Genomic DNA, 22,869 nt, shown 5'->3' with positions numbered 1-22,869 from the left:
TTTGCGGTTGATATGCACCGCTATAAAGTGGTTTAAAACCACCAGTGGTGAAAATTAAATAAAACAAAAAAGTGTTATTACTTGTTTATATTATTTATTCAGTCTATCAGGAGAGTCTGATAAATGGCTTTCCGCAGAATCAGGCAGCGCATGTGCTATATTCTGTGTTTTGAATGGTTCTGAAGACAGGTGCGTTGGCATGATGAATGTCACTGAAGAAAAGCAGCATCGGGATTTTGCTACAGAGGTGTTGAGCGCGCTGTTAGCCACAGACCCAACCGAAAAAGTGACACAGGTTCGGGCGCTGCACTGTACGGGTGCAGTCCGGGCGGCACTGTTGCCTTGTCCCGGTGTCCCGGGGCGACCTGCCCGTCCTGAGCTGGTCGCGCCCAAACAATTACCCAGACGCCGGGCGCTGAGCACCCAGGCCGGTCGTTTTGCCCTGCTCCATGCCTTGGCTCACATTGAATTTAATGCCATTAACCTGGCTTTGGATGCGCTGTGCCGTTTTGTCGATCTGCCCGTAGCCTATTACCAGGACTGGCTGCAGGTTGCCCAGGAAGAGGCGGAACATTTTGTTCTGCTGCGCGGGCTGCTCCAGGCTATGGGTGGTGATTATGGTGATTTACCTGCCCATGATGGTCTCTGGGAAATGGCTATGGATACAGCGACTGATCCTCTGGAGCGTATGGCGCTGGTACCGCGTGTTCTCGAGGCGCGAGGTCTGGATGTGACTCCGGCTATCCGCGAGCGATTGCAGGAGGCAGGAGATTGCGCCGCCGCCGCTGTGCTGGAACGTATTGAAAGCGATGAGCGTGGTCATGTAGCCATTGGGAGTCGCTGGTTCCGTTATTTGTGCAAACAACGTGGATTGGATGCAGAACAGGCTTTTCGCCAGTTGCTGCAGGAACGCTACCGGGGCCGTATTCAGGGGCCGTTGGCCCTGGAAGCGCGGCGCGCCGGAGGTTTTTCCGAACAGGAGTTGCTGTGGTTACAAGAATGTGTCGCCCAGAATCAGCGCCCGGTGATGGGTTCTGCGGCGGAGGAGAAATCGGCGCATGTCTGAATCGGCCACCACCCGTATTCTGGGTATTGAAAGCTCCTGTGATGAGACCGGCCTGGCTGTGTATGACACCCTCCAGGGTTTGCTGGGTGAAGTCCTGTTCAGCCAGATTGATCTGCATGCGCCTTACGGCGGGGTGGTTCCAGAGCTGGCCTCCCGGGATCATGTGCGCCGGCTACCGCTGCTGCTGGAACAACTCATGCTGCAAACCGGGGGGCAACGCCCCGATGCCGTAGCCGTCACGGCGGGGCCGGGATTGATTGGCGCCTTGCTGGTGGGCGTGAATTTTGCGAGGGCGCTGGCCTTTGCCTGGGATATTCCGGTTATTCCCGTTCATCATCTGGAAGGGCACCTGCTTGCCCCCCTGCTCAATGGCGTGGTGCCCTTTCCTGCGGTGGCTTTATTGGTTTCCGGTGGGCATACCATGCTCATTGAAGTGCGGGGGCTGGGTGATTATGTTTTGCTGGGTGAAACCCTGGATGACGCAGCTGGTGAAGCTTTCGATAAAGCCGCTAAAATGCTGGGACTAGGTTACCCCGGGGGGCCGGCTCTGGCAGCGCTGGCGGAAGGTGGTGACCCCGAGGCATTTCGTTTGCCAAGACCTCTTTTGGATCGTCCTGGCATGGACTTCAGCTTCAGCGGGTTGAAAACAGCCTTTCGTCTGGCCTCCATGAAAGTCCCTGAAGAGGATATGACCCAGAGAAAAAATCTGGCTGCCAGTTTTCAGCAGGCGGTGGTCGACACCCTGTTTCGGAAATGCCAGCGCGCCTTGCAACACACCGGTCTGAAGCGTTTGATTGTGGCGGGCGGGGTGGGAGCCAATCGTGCCTTGCGCAGTGCTTTGCAAACCCTGGCTGCAGAGGGCGTAGAATTATGTATCGCCGATTTGGCCCATTGTACGGATAATGCCGCAATGATTGCCCTGGCTGGTGCCTTGCATCCCGAAATGGCCCAGTCTGCCAGCTCCGACTTCCCAGTAAGGGCGCGTTGGTCGCTGGTCAAGGAGGAAGCATGACGGGTGAATCTTTTTCTCTGGATACAGAAGTAGAAGAACGGGCTGCCGTCGATCCGGATTTCCAGCAAGGCCTTGATTGGCAGCAGACCGGTCATCCCGAAGAAGCGGCAGAAGCCTTCAGGCGTTCACTGGACGCGGATCATGACAGCGCATTGATCTGGACGTTTTATGCCTGGGCACTGGCGGCATCGCGGGACAGTCATGGCGCAATTGCTGCCTGCCGACGGGCCATCGCCTGTGACGCCGAGTGGGGACAGGCCTGGAATGATCTTGGCGAATACCTCATGGATACCGGACGGGAAAATGAAGCCCTTTTTGTGATTCGGCGGGCGCTGAAATCCCGGCATTTTGATGCGCCGCATCTGGCGCAAATGAATCTGGCGCGTTATTACCTGCATCAGGGCAGCATGCGCCGTGCCCTGGCCGCTGCCCAGGAAGCACAGCATTTGGCGCCCGGATTTCGTCCTGCCGAAAAGCTCGCGCAATGGATAGACGAACGCATGCAGGAATGGAATATCCGCGATTAGGATTTTTTGAAGGGTGTTTCGCGGCCATCGAGCAGGCGCTGAATATTACTGCGATGCCGCCAGAGGATCAGGATGACCAGCACGATAATCAGGGCATGCATACTGCTGCTGGCAGACCAGGCAAAAACAAGGGGTATCGCGCTGGTGGCGGCCAGCAGCGCGGCGAGGGAGGACACCCGCATGACGGCAAAAACCACTATCCATACACCCAGCACCGATAATCCCAGTAAGGGCATCATGGCCAGCAGGATACCCATGGCCGTAGCCACTCCCTTACCCCCCCGAAATCCAAAATAAACGGGATACAAATGGCCGAGAAAGGTCGCCAGTGCGACGGCGGCCAGGATCCAGCCTTCCGCACCCAGCCATCGGGCGACCACAACGGGAATGACGCCTTTGATCAGATCGCCACAAAGTGTCAGGGCTGCGGCTTTTTTGCCGCCGATGCGCAGAATGTTGGTTGCCCCCGGATTCCCGGATCCGGATTGCCGGGGATCACCCAGGCCCATGGCACGACCTACCAGAATGGCGGTCGCGACAGAGCCGATCAGGTAGGCTCCCACTATGAAAACAATATCAATAATGACAGACATGCAGTGCGTTGGCCCGGAAAAGCGCTATTATAGGCCCAGACGCGACGCCTTGTCGCACTTTTCGGGATGACTATGGATATTCTTTTCGTGCGGGAACTGAAAGTAGATACCCGCATCGGTATTTATGACTGGGAACGGCAGGTCAAGCAGACCGTTTTGATTGATCTGGAAATTGCCGCCGACACCCATGCTGCCGCCCAATCGGACAAGGTGGAGCAAACCATTAATTATCAGACGGTCTGTCAACGCCTGGTCAGTCACATCAGTGCTTCTGAAGTGGAGCTGGTGGAAACCCTGGCCGAGCAGATTGCCGATATTATCCGGGATGAATTTGCTGCGCGTTGGGTACAGGTGACGGTGCACAAACCGGCAGCAGTGCGGGGCACCCGGGATGTAGGGGTACGCATAGAAAGGGGCAAGGATTAACCCAGGCTGAAACAGTCTGCGTACAGGTCGTGGTCGTCCGCCCGGGTGATCTGCACGGCCAGGCGGTCACCGACCTTGAGGCCGCCCGCATTACTCAGGTGGACCACACCGTCTATTTCCGGCGCATCGCTGACCGAGCGGGCTATGGCCCGGCCCCCGCGTTCCAGGGCATCTACCAGCACCTCACGACGCTGACCCACATGCCGCTGGAGCCGTGCACGGCTGATGCTTTCCTGCACCCGCATGAATTCGGCGCGACGTTCTTCCCTGACTGCTTCCGGAACGGCACCGGGCAAGGCGTTGGCGGGTGCGCCTTCGACCGGAGAGTAGGCAAAACAGCCCACCCGGTCCAGTTCGGCAACGCGCAGAAAATCCAGCAGTTCTGAAAATTCGGCTTCGGTTTCTCCGGGAAAGCCGACAATAAAAGTGCTGCGGATGGTCAAATCGGGCACCTGTTGCCGCCAATGAGCAATGCGTTCCAGCGTTTTTTCGGCAGCAGCAGGGCGGCGCATGGCCTTGAGAATCCGGGGGCTACCATGCTGCAGGGGCGCATCCAGATAAGGCAGGATTTTTCCCTCTGCCATGAGCGGCAGCAATTCATCAATATGGGGGTAGGGGTACACATAGTGCAAACGCACCCAGACACCCAACGCTCCCAGCGCCGCACAAAGATCGGTGATCCGGGTTTTGATGGGGCGCCCATCGTGAAAGGCCGTGCGATATTTGCGGTCGACGCCGTAAGCTCCGGTGTCCTGGGAAATCACCAGCAATTCCTGGACGCCTCCAGAAACCAGGGCTTCGGCTTCCCGCAAAATATCACCGGGTTCGCGACTGACCAGTTTGCCACGCATGCTGGGAATAATGCAGAAACTGCAGGACTGATTGCAGCCTTCGGAAATTTTCAGGTAAGCGTAGTACGCCGGAGTCAGACGCAGACCCTGGGGGGGGACCAGATCGGCATAGGGGTCATGGAGGGGCGGAAGCGCGCTGTGTATGGCCTCCAGTACCGCGCCGGACTGCTGTGGACCCGTAACGGCCAGCACCTTGGGATGCACATTGCGGATAAAGTCCCCGTTATCCTTGGCCCCCAGACAACCGGTGACGACCACCTTGCCATTTTCATCGAGGGCTTCGCCAATGGCTTCCAGCGATTCTGTCACCGCTGCGTCAATGAAACCGCAGGTGTTGACTACCACCACATCGGCATCGGCGTAATCGCCTACCAGCAGGTAGCCCTCAGCCCGCAACTGGGTAAGGATACGCTCGCTGTCCACAGTGGCTTTGGGACAGCCCAGACTGACGAAGCCGACTTTCGGGGTTTTGCTGGGAGGATTGTTCAAAAGGTATTACTCACGCTGACGACTCCGGGGACGGCGCCGACAATGCGTTCCACCACCTGTTTGAGATCAATGACCGCGTTGGGACAGCCCGCGCAGGCACCCTTCATGCGCACCCGGACATCGCGCTGGATAATGTCTACCAGTTCAATATCGCCGCCGTCGCGCATGAGAATGCGGCGCACGGTGTGCACGGCTTCGGCGACCGCCTCGGGGTCGGGCAGGGGATCATCCGGACCATAACGCTTCTGACGGTCCAGTCCACGGGCGGCCATGGCCTGGGCATGGGCAATTTTGGCTGCGGCCAGTGGGTCCTGCTCTTCCAGAGCATCCAGTTCTTCTTCGCTGTAAAAGCGGATGGGGGCTTTGCTGTTCATGGGATCAATATAACATGCGCCCGCCATCGACGACGAGGTTATGGCCGGTGGTATATTGGGCGTCAAAAAGCAGATAAGCCACCGCCGAGGCGATATCCTGAGGATTCCCGACCCGCTTCAGGGCGTTGCGCTCCAGCAGTGCCTGTTTATCTCCATCCGGAGGGTCCTGGTTTTCTGCCCAGAGTACTACGCCGGGAGAAACACTGTTGACGCGAATATCCGGACCCAGTTCTTTGGCCAGAGAGCGGGTCAGCGCCAGCAGTCCCGCTTTGGTGACGCTGTAAGGCAAATAAGAGCGCAGGGGAATCTCGCCATGAATATCACCGATGTTGACTACGGCTCCGTGACTGCGGCGTAAATGGGGGGCTGCCGCCTGGGTCAGGAACAGGGGCGCACGCAAATGAATGGCCTCCATTCGCTGCCAATCCTCAGGCGTGATTTGCGCAAAAGGGCTGGACTGATAAATGGAGGCGTTATTGACGAGACCATCCAGGCGGCCGAAATGCGCCACGCTGGCGGCAATCAACTGAGCGGGAAAAGTCATAGAGGCCAGATCCCCGGCGATCAGCAAACATTCTGTACGGTATTGATGGCGCAGTTCGGCGGCCAGGGCTTCGGCATCACTGCGGGATCGCCTATAATGCAGGACCAACTGGCAGCCTTCGGCGGCCAGTTGTCGGGCGATGGCGGCCCCCACCCTGCGGGCGGCACCAGTGATCAGAATAACTTTTTCGGTAGCTTTCAAGAGGATTCCATGCGCCCAGAGCGTCCCGATTTTTTAACCCATTCCCAAGGAGGGCGCAAGGCCAGCCTGCCGGTCCCGGATGCGGCCGCGCAAGCCCATTCGGCGCTTTTGCTGGAACGGATTCGTGCCGAAATCCAGGCTGCAGGGGGCGTCATTTCCTTTCGCCGCTATATGGAGATGGCTTTATATACTCCGGGTTTGGGATATTACATGGCGGGGCAAAACCGTCTGGGTGCCGACGGCGATTTTGTGACCGCTCCGGAGATGGGTTCGCTGCTGGGCAGGGTGTTGGCACGGGTGCTGGCCCCGTTGCTACAAACGGATGCGCGCAGTGACGGTATCCTTGAATTTGGGGCAGGCCGTGGCTTTCTGGCGCAACAAATTCAGCAATGCCTGCCGATGATTCCTTACACGGTGCTGGAACTCAGCCCCGATCTGCAGGCACAGCAACGGGCAATGCTTCCCTCAGTCAATCATGTGCAGCAGCTACCCGCGCACTGGCGCGGCGTCATGCTGGCCAATGAGGTGCTGGATGCCATGCCGGTAGTGGTCGTCGAAACAGATGATCGGGATGTGTTGCGGGAACGCGCTGTGCGCTGGAATGGAGAAGGGCTGGAATGGGCCTGGATGCCGGAGCCTTATGGCATTGGGGCACTCGACCCCGGTCTGCTGCCGCTGATGGCGCAGTGGCCTGAACATTACCGTACTGAATTACACCCTCTGGCCACCGCCTGGATGCGGGAAGTGGCGGATTCCCTGCAGTCCGGGGCGTTGATCCTGATTGATTACGGCCATGAGGCGGGCGAGTATTATCATCCTCAACGTCAGACGGGCAGTTTGCGCGCCTATTATCGCCAACACTGGCTGGATGACCCGTTTTATTGGCCGGGATTATGCGATCTGACGGCCCATGTGAATTTCAGCGCACTGTTACGTGCTGCGCCAACGCTCGGTCTGGAAGTGGATTTTTATGGAAATCTCGCCCGTTTTCTGGTGGAGCATGGTCTCGCTGACGTTTATGCAAAGATGGCCGCCGGGCAGGAGGTCGCAGCCCTTTTTGCATTGAATAATGAAATCAAACGCCTGACCATGCCCCAGGAAATGGGTGAAAGCTTCAAGGTGTTGATTCTGAAAAAGAGAGAAAAAATATGACGATAAGCATTTACGGTATTCGCAATTGCGATACGATGAAAAAAGCTTTTGCCTGGTTGAACGCGCAAGGCTTGCCTTACGATTTTCATGATTACAAAAAAGCCGGAGTGGCCCTGACAGACCTGCAGCATTGGGCGACGCTGTGGGGCTGGGAAGCGCTGATTAATCGCAAGGGTACGACCTGGCGGCGCTTACCCGAAGCCGCACGTGACTGCCAGGATGCAGACACGGCTTTTGCCTTGATGATGGCGCATCCCAGTCTGATCCGTCGCCCCATTCTCATCAGCTGTGATCAGGGCGTGTTGGGCTTTGATCCGGAACGCTGGCTTCAGATCACCCGAGAGTAACGGACCGACTTTTGTGGCAGGTAAGCATCAAAAACCATACAGACATGACGGATCAGGAGGCGGCCTTGGGGCGTTACCTGCAACTTTTCTGCATCCATCTGAATCAGTCCGTCTTCTTCCAGTTGCTTCAGGGCGGGCAGGCAATCGTTAAAATGGGTTCTGAAATGGATGCCGTATTGCTGCTGTAGTGCCGCAAAATCCAGGCGAAAATCGCAGGTCAGCCGGTTGATGATATGCCGGCGCAGCAGGTCTTCTTCATTCAGGCGTATGCCCTTTTCCACGGGAAGATGACCATGATCCAGCCGCTCTCCCCAGGCATCCAGCTCTTTGATGTTCTGGCTGTAATTGGGGCCGACCATGGCAATGGCACTCATGCCGAAGGCGAGCAGGTCACTTCCCGCATGGGTGGAATAGCCCTGGAAATTACGATAGAGGCTTCCTTCCCTTTGGGCCAGGGTCAGTTCGTCTTCTGGTAAGGCGAAATGATCCATGCCGATATACACATACCCGGCTTGCTGCAGTGTTGAGATACTTTCCGTGAGAATGCGCAGCTTGTTTTCGGGAGAGGGAATATCCGTTTCCAGGATGCGCCGCTGTGCCGGAAAGCGTTCGGGGAGATGGGCGTAATTGAATACCGATAACCGATTGGGGCGGAGGGTAATCACTGCTTCCAGGGAGCGGGCAAAACTTTCCGGAGTTTGTAACGGCAAGCCATAAATCAAATCCAGACTGATGGAGCGAAAACCCAGGGACCTTGCCTCAGCCATCACTTCAGCCAACAGTTCCAGACTTTGTTCCCGATGTACGGCTTTTTGCACGGCAACATCCAGATCCTGCACGCCAATACTGATGCGGTTAAATCCGGATTCCCGGAGGCGCTTGAGGGTGCCCGGTTCCAGAGCGCGGGGATCAATTTCAATACCATATTCTCCCTGATCATCGGGGAGGAGCTGAAAATGCCGATGAATACTGTTCAGCAGAGTGGTCAGGTCATTCTGACGCAAAAAGGTGGGGGTGCCACCGCCAAAATGCAGTTGCTCTACCGGACGGCTGGCATCCAGATGCTTGAGATACAAAGCCATTTCTTTTTCCAGCCGCGCGACATAAGGTCCGCCCCATTCGTGATGACGGGTGACCACCTTGGTGCAGGCGCAATAAAAACAGAGGTGTTCACAAAAGGGAATATGAAAATACAGGGACAGTGGCCGAGCTTGATGGTTGGACGCCTGTAGCGCGCTGATCAGGTCGGTCTCGTCAAAATCGGTGTGAAAGTGCGGCGCTGTCGGATAAGAGGTATAGCGTGGCCCCGCATGATCGTAACGCCGGATGAGATCGGAATCGACAATCACGCTTTGTTCGGAATCAATGTGCACGGGGACGACCTCTGTCAGACAGGGAATTAGCTCAGATCATACGCCCTGAATATCTTTTACTCCAAGTAGATTTGCAGCCACACTGGCTCGGATTTCATCCAGAAAGGCGCGCATGTGCTCTTGTTCCGACTGCTCAGCCGTGGTGGCTGCCTGCAAAGTCTGCCAAAGACCTTGGGAACCCAGTGGCAGGGCGCGCACATAACCCTTTTCACCGTAGCTCCCCACCGCCCAGGAAGGGAGGGCGGCAATACCCTGACCGGAGGCGACCAGTTGCAGGATGATGACCGTCAGTTCGGCGTGACGCCGGCGCCAGGGCTGGATACCAGCGGGTTGCAGAAACTCCCGGAATAAATCCAGACGTCGGTCTTCTACCGGATAGGTGATGAGGGTTTCCTCCAGAAAATCGGCGGGCTCCAGATAAGGCTTGCTGGCCAGGGCGTGGCGAGGATTGACCAGAGCGACCACTTCGTAGGCAAACAGGGGATGCAGGACAATGTCCGCAGCCATGGCATCAGGAGCAGTCAGTACGGTCAGATCAGCCTGATGACTTTGCAGGAGGGGCAGAGGGTCCTGTTGAAAACCGGACACCAGGTCCATCTCGACGTCCGGCCAGTTTTCCCGGAAACGATCCATGGCCGGGGTCAGCCAGTCAAAGCAGGTATGACATTCCACGGCAATACGCAGACGTCCACTGTTGCCCAGTGCCCGGCGTTTAAGTTCTTCCTGCAACTGCCGCACGCGGGGCAGAACTTCCCGCGCCGCCGCCAGCAATTCTTCGCCGGCAGGGCTGAGGCGCAGTTGGCTGCCCCGTTCGCGGTCCAGAATATTGACACCAAATTCCGCTTCCAGACCCCGGAGCTGATGGGACAGGGCGGACTGGGTCAGATGCAGGCGCTGGGCTGCGGCAGCCAGACTGCCAAACTGGGCGACAGCTTCGATGGTGCGCAGGTGGCGGATTTCAACGGGCATGGCAGACTCGAGAATCAGGAGGTTTCAGAATGCATTGTCCCACGATCATCGCGTCCTGCAACATGTTTTAATCTTCGAAACGGCAGTCTGAGCGGGCCAAAGTCGCTGCAAAGCCCCAGGCCCACCGCCGTTTTTAGAATGATGGATTCCTCTTTCAACCTGTTTCTGTCATGATCGTTATATTTATATGGAAACAACGTCACAAAAGGTTCATAAAACTGTCATCATCTTGTCACATAGCCTCGTTATTATGCCCACAGTGTTGCAAAGAACCCTAAATCGAGGAGGTCACATGTTGAAGAAAAACCGCGTTGCCGTTGCACTGTTTGCTGCCCTGAGCGGCTTTGCTGCTGTCGCCCATGCCGACAGCAGTTCCACAGGAAATACCCTGGCTGACTTTTTTATGCACAGCAAGGTGGATGGACAGATTCGTTCTTACTACTTTGATCGCTTTTTTGGAAAGAATGCCACAAATCTCAGCGCCTTCTCGCTGGGTGGCTACATTAACGTGCATACGCCTTCTGCGGCGGGTTTCAGTGCTGACGTAGGTTTTTATACAGCCAACAGTCTGGGCGCCAATCGCGTTAATCCTGATGTGACCTTGATGGGCAAGGCCGATTCCATCAATGCTTTGGGTCAGGCTTATCTGCAATATGCCATTCCCGATGTGGTGATGATTCGTGCCGGTAACCAGGAAGTGAACACGCCTTTTGTCAACGGTTCTGATTCCCGCATGATTCCGGCTACCTATCAGGGTATTTTTGCGCAGGTGACCCCTTACTGCGGCTGGAATATTTACGGCATGCGGATGTTCCGCTGGAAGAGTCGCACCTCCGGTGATTATTACCGCGATAACCTGTATTACAACACCGGTTTCGACGGTGACCCCATTTATGGTGGCGCCGCTGACCTGCCCGCAACTACGCCAGCTTCTAATGGTATTTTGGCGTTTGGTACAAGTTACAAGAGGTACGGTATCAACGCTCAGGCCTGGTATTACAACTTCTATAATTTTACCAATATGTTTTACGGTGATGCCAGCTATACCCTGAAAACTGGCATGGGGCTGGATCCATTCCTGGGCGGTCAGGTGGTACGCGAGTGGGATGCCAATAGTCGTCTTAATGGTGCCTACGGAGCAGGTAAAGTAGATGGTTTCCAGGGCAACGGCGTCAACAGCACTGCCTGGGGTATAAAAGGTGGTGTCAAATATAACCTGGATAACGCTATTTTCGGCAAAGGGGCACTGACAGCCGCTTACAACGAAATCGAATATCATCCTGGAGCCATCGGTGGTGGTGCCATTGTTTCGCCCTATACCGTCGGTTATGCGACAGATCCCCTCTATACCACTTCCATGATTCGTGGTCTGGTGGAAATGGGTCCCGGTCATGGCTTTAAAATTGGCCTGAGCCAGCATTTTCTTAACAACAGCTTTTTGTTCCAGACGGCTTACGCCCAGTACCATCTCCAGGCGGCAGGTTATGCTAACGATATCTATGGTGATCTGACTTACTTCCCCAAGGGCTTCCTCAAGGGTTTGTCCATTCGTGACCGGGTGGAAGTGGCCCATGGTGATCTTTCGACCGGCTACTTCATCTACAACCGCGTGATGTTGACCTACGCATTCTAAGCTGACGCATACTGCGAACCTCAGGGAGAACAATGATGATTGCCAAAAAACATGTATTACTCGCGGTAATGGTGATGGCGGCGGCGGGTTGTGCGGAAGCCCCCTTTCAGGGCTGTCCTGCCAACAAGGCACCGGTAGCGGCACCTGTGCCGGCCCCGGCTCCTGCGCCCGTTCCTGTTCCGGCCCCCATTGCACCGGTGCAGCGTACGGTTCTGCAGAGCAAACCCATTACCATCACGGGTATCAACTTCAAGCTGAATTCTGCCAAGCTTATGAGTCATGACATCCAGGTTCTGGATCAAGTGGCGGATTTTGCCCAAAAGCACAGCAGCGCGGTACTGGATGTCAATGGTTACTGCAGTAAGGTAGGCAGCTACGCCTACAACCAGCGTTTGTCAGAACAGCGCGCTGACAGTGTTGCTCGGTATCTGGAAGCGCACGGTGTGTCCCGTTCGCGGATGGTGCTGAAGGGCCATTCCTATAATGATCCGGTCGCCAGCAATGCAACGCCGCAGGGTCGTTTTGCCAACCAGCGGGTGGAAATCAATTCGACCATTCAGGTGGAAAAAACCGTCAACTAACGGTCAAGGTATCGCCTGAACATGTAACGATTTTACCTCTGCAATGCTCATGGCATTGCTCCTCCTCTCCTCGCCCCGCTCTGCGGGGCTTTTTTATTCCGGGTATTTCGGATTATCGAGAGGAGAGCTGCTGGAGAACCTGTTCGGGAAGCAGATCTTCCATGCAGCGGTGGTGCTTGAGAGGGCATTCTCTTTTGCCGCAGGGGCTGCAGGAAAGTCCCAGACGCAGGGCCACGGCGCCGGGTGATAAGGGCGGAGTCATTTGCAGGGGGGTTGATCCATAGAGGGCTATGACCCGGCTGCCGACGGCCCCGGCAATATGCATCAGACCCGAGTCATTACTGACGGTGATTTCTGCCAGAGAGAGCAGGTCGATGACTTCTGTGAGGCTGGTACGCCCACCCAGATCAAGCACTGTCGGGACAGCTTGCGCGATGGCCTGGGTGATTTCGGTGTCTTTCGGACTGCCGAAAAGCCACACCGGTCGTCCTGCCTGAGTCAGTTGCCGGGCCAGACTGATCCAATGGCGTACAGGCCAGCGTTTGGCCGGGCCATATTCTGCCCCGGGTGCGAGTGCCACCAGTCCTGCACCGGGATTTTGGATATTCAGACGTTGCAGCGTGACGGCAAGTGCAGCATGATCCACCATCAGACGCGGTGCGGGTAAATGCTTGGGTTGCGGCAAACGTCGTGGTAACCCCAGGGCCACAAAACGATCTACTGTCCGTGGCAGGCGTTTTTTATCCAGGTGGTGGCGGTCATTGAGCAGCATTTTTCGGGCATTGCCGCCAAAGCCGCTGCGGTTGGGAATCTGGGCCCAGTAAGGAACCAGTGCGGATTTCAGGCTGTTGGGCAAACAGATAGACCAGTCATAATCTTCTTTCTGGAGGGTTTCGGCGATACGGCGGCGTTCTTTCCAGCCCAGTTTGCCGTGGGGAATATCCAGAGGAATGCCGCGCCGCACTTCTGCTATGCGCGAGGCAACCGGCAGGCTGGCCAGCGGGGCAAGGACATCAATCTGCAGCTTGGGCCAGCGCCGGCGCATGACCTGCAATAATACTTGCGCCATGACCATGTCGCCTACCCAGGCAGGACCCACCAGCAGCAGGCGGGCCGGATCATAAGCCCGGGCCAGGCGGGTATTATGGGCGGCAAAGGCGTCTTCTTCGGCGTAAGGCGGTTCGATGGTTTCCGGTAAAGCCTCTGACATGTTCATTTGCCCAGAAGCATGATCAGCGCTTCCGCAGTAATCAGGATGATGATGATCCATTCCAGAACGGTCTCACGATTATGGCGACTGGCAACAATCATGATTTCCAGTCCTTCATGAATGGCATCGAGTTTTTCATCCAGGGCGCGGAAACGGCTGGTGAGTTCCAGATCGGCGGAAAGCTCCCGGGAGAGTATTTCCAGCCCTGGTGTTTCCCAGACAATGTCCGGATTATCCAGCACCGCAAGACGCGACAGGATTTCGGTGCGGGTCGCCGAGGTGGAGGCCAGAAAACGCAGATGACTACCCCGGCGTCCCGGAAGGCGACCGGTACGGGTGACCTCGGAGAGTAAATTCAAGGTGGTTTCCAGGAGGGTTTCGACGGCTTCTTCGTGAAGTTCGAGGGCGAGGCTTTGGGCCAGGCGCAAAGCCACCAGGAGGATGCGCTCTTCGTCCAGATGCTTGAGGGTTACGCCATCCCGGCCGACGGCATCCCGCTCACCGGTTTTAATGAATAATTCTTCGACTTTCGGATTGCTGATGGCGGTAAACTGGGCCTGGACGCTGGCAATAATCCGCGCCTGCAGGGCCGGTCCTGCTCCAAAAAAACAAAGCACCCCGGAACGGAACATGGCTACCCAGGCATCTCCGTCGCGGAGCAGACGGTGGGCGGGATTGTTATCCACCAGATCCATGTCGAAGGTTTCGTCCCAGTTTTTCAGGGCAATATGGCGTACGGGTTGAATGGCGTGAAGAATACTACTCATGCATTTATCCTTCGGGGAGTAATTTGCCAGGATTCAAAATGCCCTCTGGATCAAATAGTTTTTTGATGGCACGCTGAATGCTAAGATTTTCGGGGCTGAGTTCCAGCGGTAAAAATTCCCGTTTGGTAGAGCCGATGCCGTGCTCGCCGGAAAGCGTGCCGCCCAGGCGGAGGACCGTCTGAAAGAGTTTTTGCAAACCCTGACGGGCATGGCGCATTTCCTCATGGTTTTCGGGGTGCACCAGAAAATTGACATGAAGATTGCCGTTCCCGGCATGGCCAAAGCTGACAATGTGCAGGGATTGTTCTTGGGCAATGGCTTCAATGGCTTCCAGTAAATCGCGCAGACGACTGACCGGGACGACCACATCTTCGTTGATTTTCAGAGGGGCCATGGCTTTGGTGGCTGGAGACAGGGATTTGCGCGCCGCCCAGAGTGTTGCCGTGGCCTGGGCATCTGTGGCCTCCAGGATTTCCAGATTACCGTCTCCAGCAAGGGCCTGGCGCACGGCTTCCAACTGGGCGGGGATGGTTTCGCTTTCGCCGTCGACTTCGACCATCAACAGCGCCTGACTGGCAGCGGGCAGGTCTGTTGCGGCGCCCATACTGCGTACGGCCGCCAGGGCATGAGGGTCCATGAGTTCCAGGGCGCTGGGTGTATGTCTTTGTGCCATGACCCGCTGGACCGCCGCGCAGGCGCTGGCGGTATTGGCATAGGCCGCGCGAAGCGTGGCTTTGGCCATGGGCAGGGGCAGCAGGCGCAGGGTGACTTCGGTAATCAACGCCAGCGTACCTTCACTCCCCACCAGTAAACGGGTCAGATCATAACCGACCACGCCTTTGCTGGTACGCACTCCACAGCAGAGCGTTTCCCCGCAGCCGGTGACGGCGCGCAAACCGAGCACATAATCCCTGGTCACCCCGTATTTGACAGCATGCGGCCCCCCGGCATTCATGGCGAGATTACCACCAATCCGGCAATAGGGACTGCTGCCCGGATCAGGAGGATAAAAAAGCCCGTCCTGAACAACATGGTCATTGATGGCGGCGGTAATCATGCCTGCTTCTACCGTGATGGTCCGGTCTGCCGGGCTGTAATCACAAACTTCCTGCATGCACTCAAAACTGATGACGGCGCTGCCGGGTACCGGTTGCGCGCCGCCGACATTGCCCGACCCGGCCCCTCTGGGGATCAGCGGTAAATGATGGCGACGGGCGATGTGGACAATAGCCTGCACTTCTTCATGACTCCGGGGAAAAAGCACCAGGGCTGGGAGACAGCTTCCAGGGGTATCATCACGGCTGTAAATGGACAGGGTATCGCTGTCATCCCGAACTCTCTCGGTGTCGAGAGCTGCACGCAGTGCCGGAAGAATGACGGCGATGCTCATGGTCGGGAATTCCGGATTTTCTGTAAGAGGGCGGAGGTGCTGCGTTCGTGCCGGAAAGGAATGCTGAGCACGCGACCGCCGCGCGCCTGGACCTCGCGGGCACCGACAATGCGTTCCACCGGCCAGTCGCCGCCCTTGATCAGGACGTCAGGCTGCAGTTTTTCGATGAGTTGCAAGGGGGTGTCTTCATCAAAAGTGGTGACGAAATCCACGGACTGCAGGGCCGCAAGTACCGCCATCCGATCGTCTTCCGAGTTGATCGGGCGATCCGCGCCCTTACCCAGTCGACGCACGGAGGCATCGCTGTTCACGGCGACAACCAGGCAGGCGCCTTCCGCGCGGGCTTCGGCGAGATACTGGACATGGCCACGATGCAGGACATCAAAAACCCCATTGGTGAACACCAGTGGACGACGGTAAGTGCAGGCCTGTCTGAGCTGCTCATGGTCGTGCAGAATCCGTCCCGAAAATGACGCGACGCTATGGGGCGGATTTGCATTTTCGGCAAAGGCCGCGTCCACATCGCTGCAAAGGGCATGAATGATGACCAGATGGACTTCCTGGATGCGCGCTGTACTGGTTTCGGGGACGCGCAGTTCAATATCCGCCGCCCCCAGCAGGCCGGCAAGTTGTCCGCCATCCTTGCCGGTCATGGCCAAGGTCCACATGCCCCGAGCCCGGGCCGTACGGATGGCCTGCAGAACATTTTCGGAATTGCCGGAGGTACTGAAAGCTACCAGACAATCGCCGGGTCGGCCCAGGGCCTCCACCTGACGGGCGAATACCTGTGGGTAGGCAGAATCATTGGCAATGGCGGTCAAGACGCTGCTATCCGTGCTGAGGGCAACGGCGGGAAGGGCCATGCGATTACTTTCAAAGCGGTTGACCAGTTCGGAGGCCAGATGCTGGGCATCTCCCGATGAACCACCGTTGCCGCAACATAAAACCTGGCCGCCGTTCTGCAGTGTGGCTATCAGTCTTGCACTGGCGTCGGCGAAAGGTGCGGCGAGACTCTGTGCAGCATGTTCCTTGGTGGCGATGCTGGCGCGCAAGGCGGTATTTATCCGGTTAGGCATGGTCATGGGCTGGGCACTCTGAAAGCATCGCGAATCCACTCCGGCGCTGCGTCACCGTCAATGGCAATCACGTCAAACCGGCAAGGACGCAGACCATGCCGGGGATTACGCAATAAAAAATATTCGGCAGCGCGAATCAAACGCTGCTGTTTCCGATGGTTGACGCTGGCGGCGGCAGACCCTTGCCGATTATGGGTGCGCTGGCGCACTTCCACGAACACCAGCGCCTCATTATCGAGTACGATCAGGTCGATTTCCCCGGAACGGCAACGAAAATTGCGCAACAGCAATTTTAGTCCGGCCCTCAGCAGCAAAGCTAAAGCGCGATCCTCACCTTGCTGACCGAAATTTTGGCGCGGCGAAGGCATGCGTTAATTTAGCTGCCGGGTTTGGGAATGGCTGGTAAAGGCACAATAGCGCCATTCTCTACTTCCATCCATTCCATGTCACGCACGATGCGGCCCTCTTTACCAAAATGTAAGGTTCCGGTGGCGCCTTTGAGAGGCTGGCTAAATTGTTTGGCGAGGATTTTATCGGCAAGCTGGTAGGCATCCAGACCAAAAGCGGCCATCCGCCACTGCGCATCACTGGCATTGGGCAGGCTCGTGTGGAGGAGTGCAGCGGCCTGTGGCTTGGTCGTAGCCGGTTGAATAATCCAGGGCATATCCACGGACTCGATTCCGGAGAGATTTTGCGCATTGCTCGGGAGGGTGGACCCATGTAAAAGCGCCGGACTGAAAATCGGGATATGACTGTTGATGGAACGAATAGCAGAGACTGCAGCGTTGGCATTTTTGCTGTCTGCGACCAGGAAAACAAAATCATGCGTTGAGCTGGTCCCGCTGAGCAGTTGCTGCGCCTGACCATTCAGAGAATGACCAGGTAGATAGGTGGCGACTCCTGCGACACTGCCACCCAGTTTTTTCCAGGTATCAATAAAATCGGCCTGAATGGCAGCGCCACTGGAATCCTGCGGATACAACACGTAGACCCGTCGATAGCCTGCTGCATAGCCCTGATTGGCAATTTGACGCGCCGCAACATCCCGACTCAGACTGAAAGTATATAACCCCGGTTGTTGTACCCCGGCATCGGAACCCAGAGCAATAACCGGAGGATCTGAAGGTTTGCGTACACTGGCCACGGCATTGATGTCCTGCGGTAACAATGGCCCGACAAATATCTGGCAACCTTCCTTGACTCCGCGCTCAAAGAGTACGGCGGTATAACTGGGATTCCCGGTACTTTGCAGCAGCTTGACGGCCGGCCCGGAGGTCAGCTGTGCCGCCGTTTCCATGCCGGCACTGAGGGCCTGGGAAAGTCCCGCATAACTACCGGTGGAGGGAAGCAGTGCACAAATACTGCCCTCCTGACTGCTGGTAGTATCGGCGACGTTCAGTTCGTCATGGCTGGTAAAATTGATGGGCGGGTGGCCAGGATGCGCGGCCATCCAGGCATTGATAGCGGCTTTGCGTTGATCCGGATCAGGATTATGGCGACTGATCAGGGCAATGGCGAGCCATTCCTGTACCAAAGGATTACCACTGCGTCCCTGCCAGTTTTGAATGCGCGCCGACGAAACAGAGTCCAGAAGAGCATGAATACGCTGATGGTTTTTGTGGATGGCTGCGCCGCTGAGCAGGCTGTCCCGTTCTATCAGAAAATTCAGGGCGGTCAGTTCATGCCCCTCTTGCGTGTATAAAGTGGCCAGGGTTCCCATGGCCTCGGCCCGCACCTCCTGCGGTGTGCTGGCGATGGTCAGCAGTTCTTCCAGATTGCCTTTGGCTCTGGGTGTCTGTCCCTGATCCATCAATCCCTGGGCGCGTACCCACAGGGCTTGTCCCCGTAAACCGTTATCGTCATGTTCCAGGCGCAGGACTTCATTGGCGAGGAGTACCGCTACTGGAGCTCTGTTGCCCTGCAGGGAGGCTTGGGCAGCCTTCAGCAAATACTGGAGTTGTGTCTTGCCCTGAACGGCCGCCGCCGCCTTGATGTAGTCTTTGGCGGCTTCCAGGTCATGCCCCTCTGCGAGTAACGCATCTGCCTGCCGGGCACTTGCCGCTTCAGGAGCGTTTGCCGCAGTGGCTACGGGAGCCGGAGCGGTACTGAGTACGGGCTCCGGCTTATGTGGCATACTCGCGCAGGCGCTCAAGGCGGAGGCGACAGCCAGGGTGGCGGTCAAACGTGGCAACTGGAATAAACTGGTCGGCAGTTTCATGAGCAGAGTGTATGGAGAATGGAGCAGTGGTTCAATGACTGAAATGCATTCCGGGCTGTTGACAATTATCGCCACCCCCATTGGCAATCTGGAGGATCTTTCGCCACGGGCCGGGCAGGCCATTGCGGGTGCCAGCCTGATACTGGTGGAAGATCGCCGTCATGCCCAGCGCTTGTTCCAGCATCTTGGTGTACAGCCCAAAACCATGGCCCTGCACGAACATAACGAACGGGCACTGGCCCCGCAAATTGCCCAGCGCATTGCCGCCGGTGAGCAGGTTGCATTGCTTTCTGATGCCGGTATGCCGTTGATTTCCGATCCCGGTTTTCCCTTGCTGGCGTTGCTGCGCGAACAGCAGTTACCGGTCACCATTATCCCCGGACCCAATGCTGCTGTAGCGGCGTTATCCTTGTCGGGCTTGCCCAGTGATCGCTTCAGTTTTGAAGGATTCTTACCCGCCAAAGCGGGTGCCCGTCGGGCGCGTCTTGCGGCATTGCAGTCGGAATCACGGACCATGATTTTTTATGAAGCCCCCCATCGCATTGTGGCAACCATAACGGACATGGCCGAACTTTGGGGCCGGAATCGGCCTGCAGCGCTTTGTCGGGAGCTGACCAAAATCTACGAAGAATGTTTGCGCGACTCTCTGGGCGGGCTGCTGGAGCAACTGTCTCAGCACCCCGATAAGGTGCGCGGCGAAATGACCCTGATACTCGGCGGGGCACCTGAACAAGACCCGGGTGAACAGGAAGCGGATCGCTGGCTCGCCCCTTTGCTCGAGGAGTTGCCACTGACCCAGGCGGTGCGAATTGCTGAAGCGCAAAGCGGAATGGCCCACCGTCTTTTATATCGTCGCGCCCTGGCCTTGACTTCCGGGCGTGAGCCCGCTTAAATACGCGCTCTTGGCCCAGGTAGCTCAGTCGGTAGAGCAGAGGACTGAAAATCCTCGTGTCGGCGGTTCGATTCCGTCCCTGGGCACCATATAAATCAAACGATTAGCGATAACTGGTTCGACTACATCTAATCTACGGCTGTATCTTTTGATGGAAGCGATTCCGGCGAATGTGATCCTGGAGATGGTGCTTACACGCCACCCTGCTATAACCATCATAGCCCTCTGTACATAAGCTACATGCTAGTGCCCATCTGGCTTGGGCATGTCTTGGGCAATGCGCCATTTTCCCAGGATTTTCCCATGTGGGACCCTTGTGTTTACTGGCTTATAAATTGACAGAAAATCGGTTTGTCAATCTGGGGGGGGCTGTTAAATAACCGTTACCGTAACAATTTCATGGTGTTTTTCGCGTCTGCTGAGTCCCCACGTTACACTGAAAGCCAATCCTTGGGTTCATCCTAACAAAGGTACTAAAAGTCCCAGGGTTTAGCCCCCCCCAGTTAAGCTTCTGCTGAACGCTCATTCCTGAGCGCCTTTCCGGATCTGTTGGAAAATGGCGTTAGAAGGCCGTCCTGCCGATCCCCTGTTGGTCAATCACGTCACCAATGAAATGAGATCTGTTTTCTGTATCTTTATGTTCTTTAATGGGCTTGACGAAAACGTAAGGGGTTTTAAGTTTCGGGACAAGGAAAACGGATATTCTTTGGCACCCATACGCCCATTTGGGGGAGTGGCACGACGCATTCTCAAAACGACCGTTTTAAGAACATACAGAGTGTTTCCCCGAAACCCATGGTCCGAGACAGGAGAAATCACGGGGGATGCCAGAATGCTTGTGGCCCTTGTGAATTCAGGCTATTGCAGAGTTTCTTGTGGGACCTTTTGTACCTTTGTTGGGATCCACCCTCTGTTATGGCTAACGAGTTAAAAGCGTACCTGTGCGATCAGTCAGCAAAATTCTTTTCCTTCTTCACCCAGAACCTCGCTTATCCAGAAGTAAAACGGGACTATCCATAAGATCATCACAAGAGACTAACCATTCGAATGCGGGTGGGCCGTAATATTGGGGCAGTGATATCTGCAAGCTAAACCATATGACAACTGCCCGTATGCCAATGTAAAACGAATAAGGTAAGAATTAATCAAATATAAGATATAACGGTACGTCAAATCGCTCTCTAATTTTTTCAATTAATGATGGCTCTTTTACGTCACCCAGTATACGCTCTAAACGCATACGCGAAAGTTCAGCACGTTGAGCTTCATTCAATTCACACTCGTCTATTTAAAACGGGTCGATCCCGGCGAATTCATTTGATTCGGTAGTTTTATTAATTTCTTTCTTTTTCCAAAATATTCCCTTCATTTAAGTATCCTAGTCGACCATATCAGCTTATGATACAACTGCCTCAACTACAGTTAAAGGGGGCTGAAGTTAAAATGGAACGAAAACGTAATTTAAAGTACGTTAAGGTCGCTGCATAGCCTATATTTGCTAGTTTTTTTATGTCCCATCACCAGATGAATCGGTTACAGGGACCTCGGTCCACATATTGCAGATTTCAGGATGATCAAAACCGATGTGCGAATTTCAGCGCATGTCCATCATGCTTTTTATATTACTTTTGTACACAAGATTAGCTTTTATCCGAAACTGATCTTTTATGGACAGATTCACACAGAACTAGGCTCCAGATGCTTAACGTGCTTTAAATTCAGAGTTCTGAAGGGCCCCCAATTACACCGGAAAGCGACGAACAAGTTCCTCCTCGATTTCCCTTGGAGAATTGTTGGATAACGTCGCGTACGTGAGACAAATTGTTAAAGCTGCTCTGGATTTCGTCATCAGGGTCGTATGGACCACCCCAGACAAATACATATTCTTTGCCTTCGCCGTCCCATGGCGTTTCGTTCGCAGGGTCCTCGTAGCGATCAAGAAACCACCGCCGCATAGCAGCGATTTGAAGTTCCTTTGGGGCAGAAGCGATCCAATCATCATCCGGCTCAAAGAGACCACTATTGAAGCCGCCTGCTTCGGGAGGTAGCTGTGTCATGATTTACGTATCTTATGAATGTGCATCGCGGACGGGATTGGGACGTCTAACGTAAATTCGACTGCACTGTCAGTGCAGTAAAAAACTGAATGACCTCCTTGCGGACTTACCGGACATAATGCACCGTTCTGTCTCGTGGGCCAAAAATCCTGAAGGGCAGATCGCCCGGTTTTTGCTCGGTTCTTCTGCTACCCAGAAGTGCCAATTATGGGACATTACGCTGAGCCTATTCATTTTGTCACTCCAAAATGGCCTGTATCCTGGTTATCACTTCGTTGACTATGGACTCTGGGACCATCTCGACAAACTTGCTGTCCCTTGCCATAAGATCAACGGTGCGAGATTGGTTGCTCATCACTATCCCCTGTGTTTTTGTTCCAGACCCCATCAAAGAGACTGCAAATCCCGCGAATCTAGCTTGATTGCCACCTTGAGTGATGGGGCAGACCCAAACCAGGCCAGAGCGATTGAAGGCTTCTCTCGATACGATTAGCACGGGACGATGACCTTGCTGTTCACGGCCTGATGTCGGGCTGAGGTTTGCCTGCCAAATCTCCCCTCGCCGTGGCCACCGCATCAAATTTCTTCGATTCCTGCTGACGGCGCATCTATCCACTCACGCTCTTCGGCGCTTATGGGCTGAGTAAAGTCACACTGCGATAGTAATTCGTCCAAGGTGTAACGCTTTTGTGCTGGTCGTGCTACCAGTGCGCCGTTTTCGATCTCCAATGAGACTGCTTGACCTTCGCCGACGCCCCAACTCCGTATGGTCGTGGCAGGTATGCGTAGGGCCATGCTGTGCCCCCACTTCTGAATTTTGGTCTGATTCATGCGCGTCCCCTGTGCTTGACGGATAAACATTGTAGATTCAAATTAACCATTGCGCAATCTAAGGGAGGCCACTTGAAGGGGGTTGAACCACAAACCGCCGAAATTTCCGTCACTCCATATCCAGTCCATTGCAGGTTTAGTCTCGCAATAGCAGTGAGATGGTAATGTGTTTCGGCTTCCTGACGAAATGAGGGATAGCCGTGAAGAGCACTGTGCATGATTCTTTAAGTGCCGCTTGTCTGCATCCCCTGCAGGGTTTCGACCAGTAACTGATCCGCSGWSKMRACMCG

Annotated in this window: 23 protein-coding genes, 1 tRNA gene and 2 pseudogenes; 10 read left to right on the top strand and 16 right to left on the bottom strand. The window is 55.5% G+C overall.

Annotation, left to right across the window (positions count from 1 at the left end):
- Positions 1–199: 199 nt before the first annotated feature.
- From H7F08_RS06595 to H7F08_RS06585, 3 genes are read left to right on the top strand one after another with little or no spacing between them, the layout of a single operon-like run.
- A complete protein-coding gene (locus tag H7F08_RS06595; RefSeq protein WP_193640155.1) occupies positions 200–1,066 on the top strand; it encodes a ferritin-like domain-containing protein in 867 nt (288 codons plus the stop codon).
- Positions 1,059–2,078 carry a tRNA (adenosine(37)-N6)-threonylcarbamoyltransferase complex transferase subunit TsaD gene (gene tsaD, locus H7F08_RS06590; RefSeq protein ID WP_193640154.1) on the top strand — a complete coding sequence of 340 codons (1,020 nt, stop codon included), beginning with the start codon at positions 1,059–1,061 and terminating at the stop codon, positions 2,076–2,078. Before H7F08_RS06595 ends, tsaD begins: the two co-directional genes overlap by 8 nt.
- Positions 2,075–2,605, top strand: coding sequence for a tetratricopeptide repeat protein (locus H7F08_RS06585; protein ID WP_193640153.1), 531 nt, complete (start codon positions 2,075–2,077; stop codon positions 2,603–2,605). Before tsaD ends, H7F08_RS06585 begins: the two co-directional genes overlap by 4 nt.
- Here H7F08_RS06585 and plsY read toward each other — a convergent pair.
- Positions 2,602–3,198 carry a glycerol-3-phosphate 1-O-acyltransferase PlsY gene (gene plsY / locus H7F08_RS06580; protein ID WP_193640152.1) on the bottom strand — a complete coding sequence of 199 codons (597 nt, stop codon included), beginning with the start codon at positions 3,196–3,198 and terminating at the stop codon, positions 2,602–2,604. The genes H7F08_RS06585 and plsY overlap by 4 nt on opposite strands.
- A 72-nt stretch (positions 3,199–3,270) precedes the next feature.
- Between plsY and folB the strand changes: the two genes are divergently transcribed.
- Complete coding sequence (folB, locus tag H7F08_RS06575; RefSeq protein WP_193640151.1) at positions 3,271–3,624, top strand: dihydroneopterin aldolase; 354 nt, start codon at positions 3,271–3,273, stop codon at positions 3,622–3,624.
- Here folB and rimO read toward each other — a convergent pair.
- Genes rimO through H7F08_RS06560 form a run of 3 tightly spaced genes read right to left on the bottom strand, consistent with a single transcriptional unit; the run spans position 3,621 to position 6,083 of the window.
- Positions 3,621–4,964 carry a 30S ribosomal protein S12 methylthiotransferase RimO gene (gene rimO, locus H7F08_RS06570; protein WP_193640150.1) on the bottom strand — a complete coding sequence of 448 codons (1,344 nt, stop codon included), beginning with the start codon at positions 4,962–4,964 and terminating at the stop codon, positions 3,621–3,623. The two genes, folB and rimO, sit on opposite strands and share 4 nt — an antisense overlap.
- The gene (locus tag H7F08_RS06565; RefSeq protein WP_010642367.1) at positions 4,961–5,338 is read right to left on the bottom strand and encodes a NifU family protein; all 378 of its coding nucleotides are present in this window, start codon (positions 5,336–5,338) and stop codon (positions 4,961–4,963) included. Before H7F08_RS06565 ends, rimO begins: the two co-directional genes overlap by 4 nt.
- Positions 5,339–5,342: 4 nt before the next feature.
- Entirely contained in the window at positions 5,343–6,083 is a 741-nt protein-coding gene (locus H7F08_RS06560; protein WP_193640149.1) for a pteridine reductase, read from the bottom strand.
- A 9-nt stretch (positions 6,084–6,092) separates the two neighbouring features.
- On the opposite strand from H7F08_RS06560, the gene H7F08_RS06555 reads away from it, so the two are divergent.
- The gene (locus tag H7F08_RS06555) at positions 6,093–7,235 is read left to right on the top strand and encodes a class I SAM-dependent methyltransferase (protein ID WP_193640148.1); all 1,143 of its coding nucleotides are present in this window, start codon (positions 6,093–6,095) and stop codon (positions 7,233–7,235) included.
- A complete protein-coding gene (locus H7F08_RS06550) occupies positions 7,232–7,582 on the top strand; it encodes a Spx/MgsR family RNA polymerase-binding regulatory protein (RefSeq protein WP_193640147.1) in 351 nt (116 codons plus the stop codon). The genes H7F08_RS06555 and H7F08_RS06550 overlap by 4 nt, the downstream gene beginning before the upstream one ends.
- Here H7F08_RS06550 and hemN read toward each other — a convergent pair.
- Positions 7,564–8,955: an oxygen-independent coproporphyrinogen III oxidase gene (gene hemN, locus H7F08_RS06545; RefSeq protein ID WP_193640146.1), complete on the bottom strand. Its 1,392-nt coding sequence runs from the start codon at positions 8,953–8,955 to the stop codon at positions 7,564–7,566. The genes H7F08_RS06550 and hemN overlap by 19 nt on opposite strands.
- Before the next feature lie 36 nt (positions 8,956–8,991).
- Complete coding sequence (locus tag H7F08_RS06540) at positions 8,992–9,924, bottom strand: LysR family transcriptional regulator (RefSeq protein ID WP_193640145.1); 933 nt, start codon at positions 9,922–9,924, stop codon at positions 8,992–8,994.
- Between the two features lie 292 nt (positions 9,925–10,216).
- On the opposite strand from H7F08_RS06540, the gene H7F08_RS06535 reads away from it, so the two are divergent.
- Positions 10,217–11,557, top strand: a complete 1,341-nt coding sequence (locus H7F08_RS06535) for an OprD family outer membrane porin (RefSeq protein ID WP_031571524.1) — start codon at positions 10,217–10,219, stop codon at positions 11,555–11,557.
- 35 nt (positions 11,558–11,592) lie between these two features.
- Positions 11,593–12,138, top strand: a complete 546-nt coding sequence (locus H7F08_RS06530; protein WP_193640173.1) for an OmpA family protein — start codon at positions 11,593–11,595, stop codon at positions 12,136–12,138.
- 112 nt (positions 12,139–12,250) lie between these two features.
- Here H7F08_RS06530 and waaF read toward each other — a convergent pair whose 3' ends face one another.
- The 7 genes and pseudogenes from waaF to H7F08_RS06500 all read right to left on the bottom strand — a co-directional run bounded on the left by waaF (position 12,251) and on the right by H7F08_RS06500 (position 18,715).
- Entirely contained in the window at positions 12,251–13,348 is a 1,098-nt protein-coding gene (gene waaF / locus H7F08_RS06525; RefSeq protein WP_226831543.1) for a lipopolysaccharide heptosyltransferase II, read from the bottom strand.
- A gap of 2 nt (positions 13,349–13,350) precedes the next feature.
- Positions 13,351–14,115 (bottom strand): RMD1 family protein, encoded by a 765-nt coding sequence (locus H7F08_RS06520; RefSeq protein ID WP_031571531.1) that lies wholly within the window; start codon positions 14,113–14,115, stop codon positions 13,351–13,353.
- 4 nt (positions 14,116–14,119) lie between these two features.
- Positions 14,120–15,505: an FAD-binding oxidoreductase gene (locus H7F08_RS06515; protein WP_193640144.1), complete on the bottom strand. Its 1,386-nt coding sequence runs from the start codon at positions 15,503–15,505 to the stop codon at positions 14,120–14,122.
- Positions 15,502–15,918, bottom strand: a pseudogene (rfaE2, locus tag H7F08_RS15875) (D-glycero-beta-D-manno-heptose 1-phosphate adenylyltransferase); the annotation flags it as partial. The gene H7F08_RS06515 and the pseudogene rfaE2, both read right to left, overlap by 4 nt.
- A gap of 102 nt (positions 15,919–16,020) precedes the next feature.
- Positions 16,021–16,587: pseudogene (locus tag H7F08_RS15870) on the bottom strand (SIS domain-containing protein); the annotation flags it as partial.
- Positions 16,584–16,949 carry a YraN family protein gene (locus H7F08_RS06505; RefSeq protein ID WP_024893315.1) on the bottom strand — a complete coding sequence of 122 codons (366 nt, stop codon included), beginning with the start codon at positions 16,947–16,949 and terminating at the stop codon, positions 16,584–16,586. The pseudogene H7F08_RS15870 and the gene H7F08_RS06505, both read right to left, overlap by 4 nt.
- Before the next feature lie 8 nt (positions 16,950–16,957).
- Complete coding sequence (locus H7F08_RS06500) at positions 16,958–18,715, bottom strand: penicillin-binding protein activator (RefSeq protein ID WP_226831542.1); 1,758 nt, start codon at positions 18,713–18,715, stop codon at positions 16,958–16,960.
- Between H7F08_RS06500 and rsmI the strand changes: the two genes are divergently transcribed.
- Both rsmI and H7F08_RS06490 read left to right on the top strand, forming a co-directional pair.
- Positions 18,663–19,691 carry a 16S rRNA (cytidine(1402)-2'-O)-methyltransferase gene (gene rsmI, locus H7F08_RS06495; RefSeq protein ID WP_319026074.1) on the top strand — a complete coding sequence of 343 codons (1,029 nt, stop codon included), beginning with the start codon at positions 18,663–18,665 and terminating at the stop codon, positions 19,689–19,691. The genes H7F08_RS06500 and rsmI overlap by 53 nt on opposite strands.
- Before the next feature lie 13 nt (positions 19,692–19,704).
- Positions 19,705–19,780: transfer RNA gene (locus tag H7F08_RS06490), tRNA-Phe, on the top strand.
- A 1,629-nt stretch (positions 19,781–21,409) separates the two neighbouring features.
- On the opposite strand, the gene H7F08_RS06485 is transcribed toward H7F08_RS06490, so the two are convergent.
- The 3 genes from H7F08_RS06485 to H7F08_RS06475 all read right to left on the bottom strand — a co-directional run bounded on the left by H7F08_RS06485 (position 21,410) and on the right by H7F08_RS06475 (position 22,579).
- Positions 21,410–21,748 carry a hypothetical protein gene (locus tag H7F08_RS06485; RefSeq protein ID WP_193640140.1) on the bottom strand — a complete coding sequence of 113 codons (339 nt, stop codon included), beginning with the start codon at positions 21,746–21,748 and terminating at the stop codon, positions 21,410–21,412.
- 238 nt (positions 21,749–21,986) lie between these two features.
- A complete protein-coding gene (locus H7F08_RS06480) occupies positions 21,987–22,325 on the bottom strand; it encodes a type II toxin-antitoxin system ChpB family toxin (protein ID WP_193640172.1) in 339 nt (112 codons plus the stop codon).
- Positions 22,325–22,579, bottom strand: coding sequence for an AbrB/MazE/SpoVT family DNA-binding domain-containing protein (locus tag H7F08_RS06475; protein ID WP_010639395.1), 255 nt, complete (start codon positions 22,577–22,579; stop codon positions 22,325–22,327). The genes H7F08_RS06480 and H7F08_RS06475 overlap by 1 nt, the downstream gene beginning before the upstream one ends.
- Between the last annotated feature and the right edge of the window lie 290 nt (positions 22,580–22,869).

It is taken from the genome of Acidithiobacillus sp. HP-11 (assembly GCF_015100075.1).
GTDB lineage: Bacteria > Pseudomonadota > Gammaproteobacteria > Acidithiobacillales > Acidithiobacillaceae > Acidithiobacillus > Acidithiobacillus thiooxidans.
This window is presented reverse-complemented; position numbering and strand designations above follow the sequence as displayed.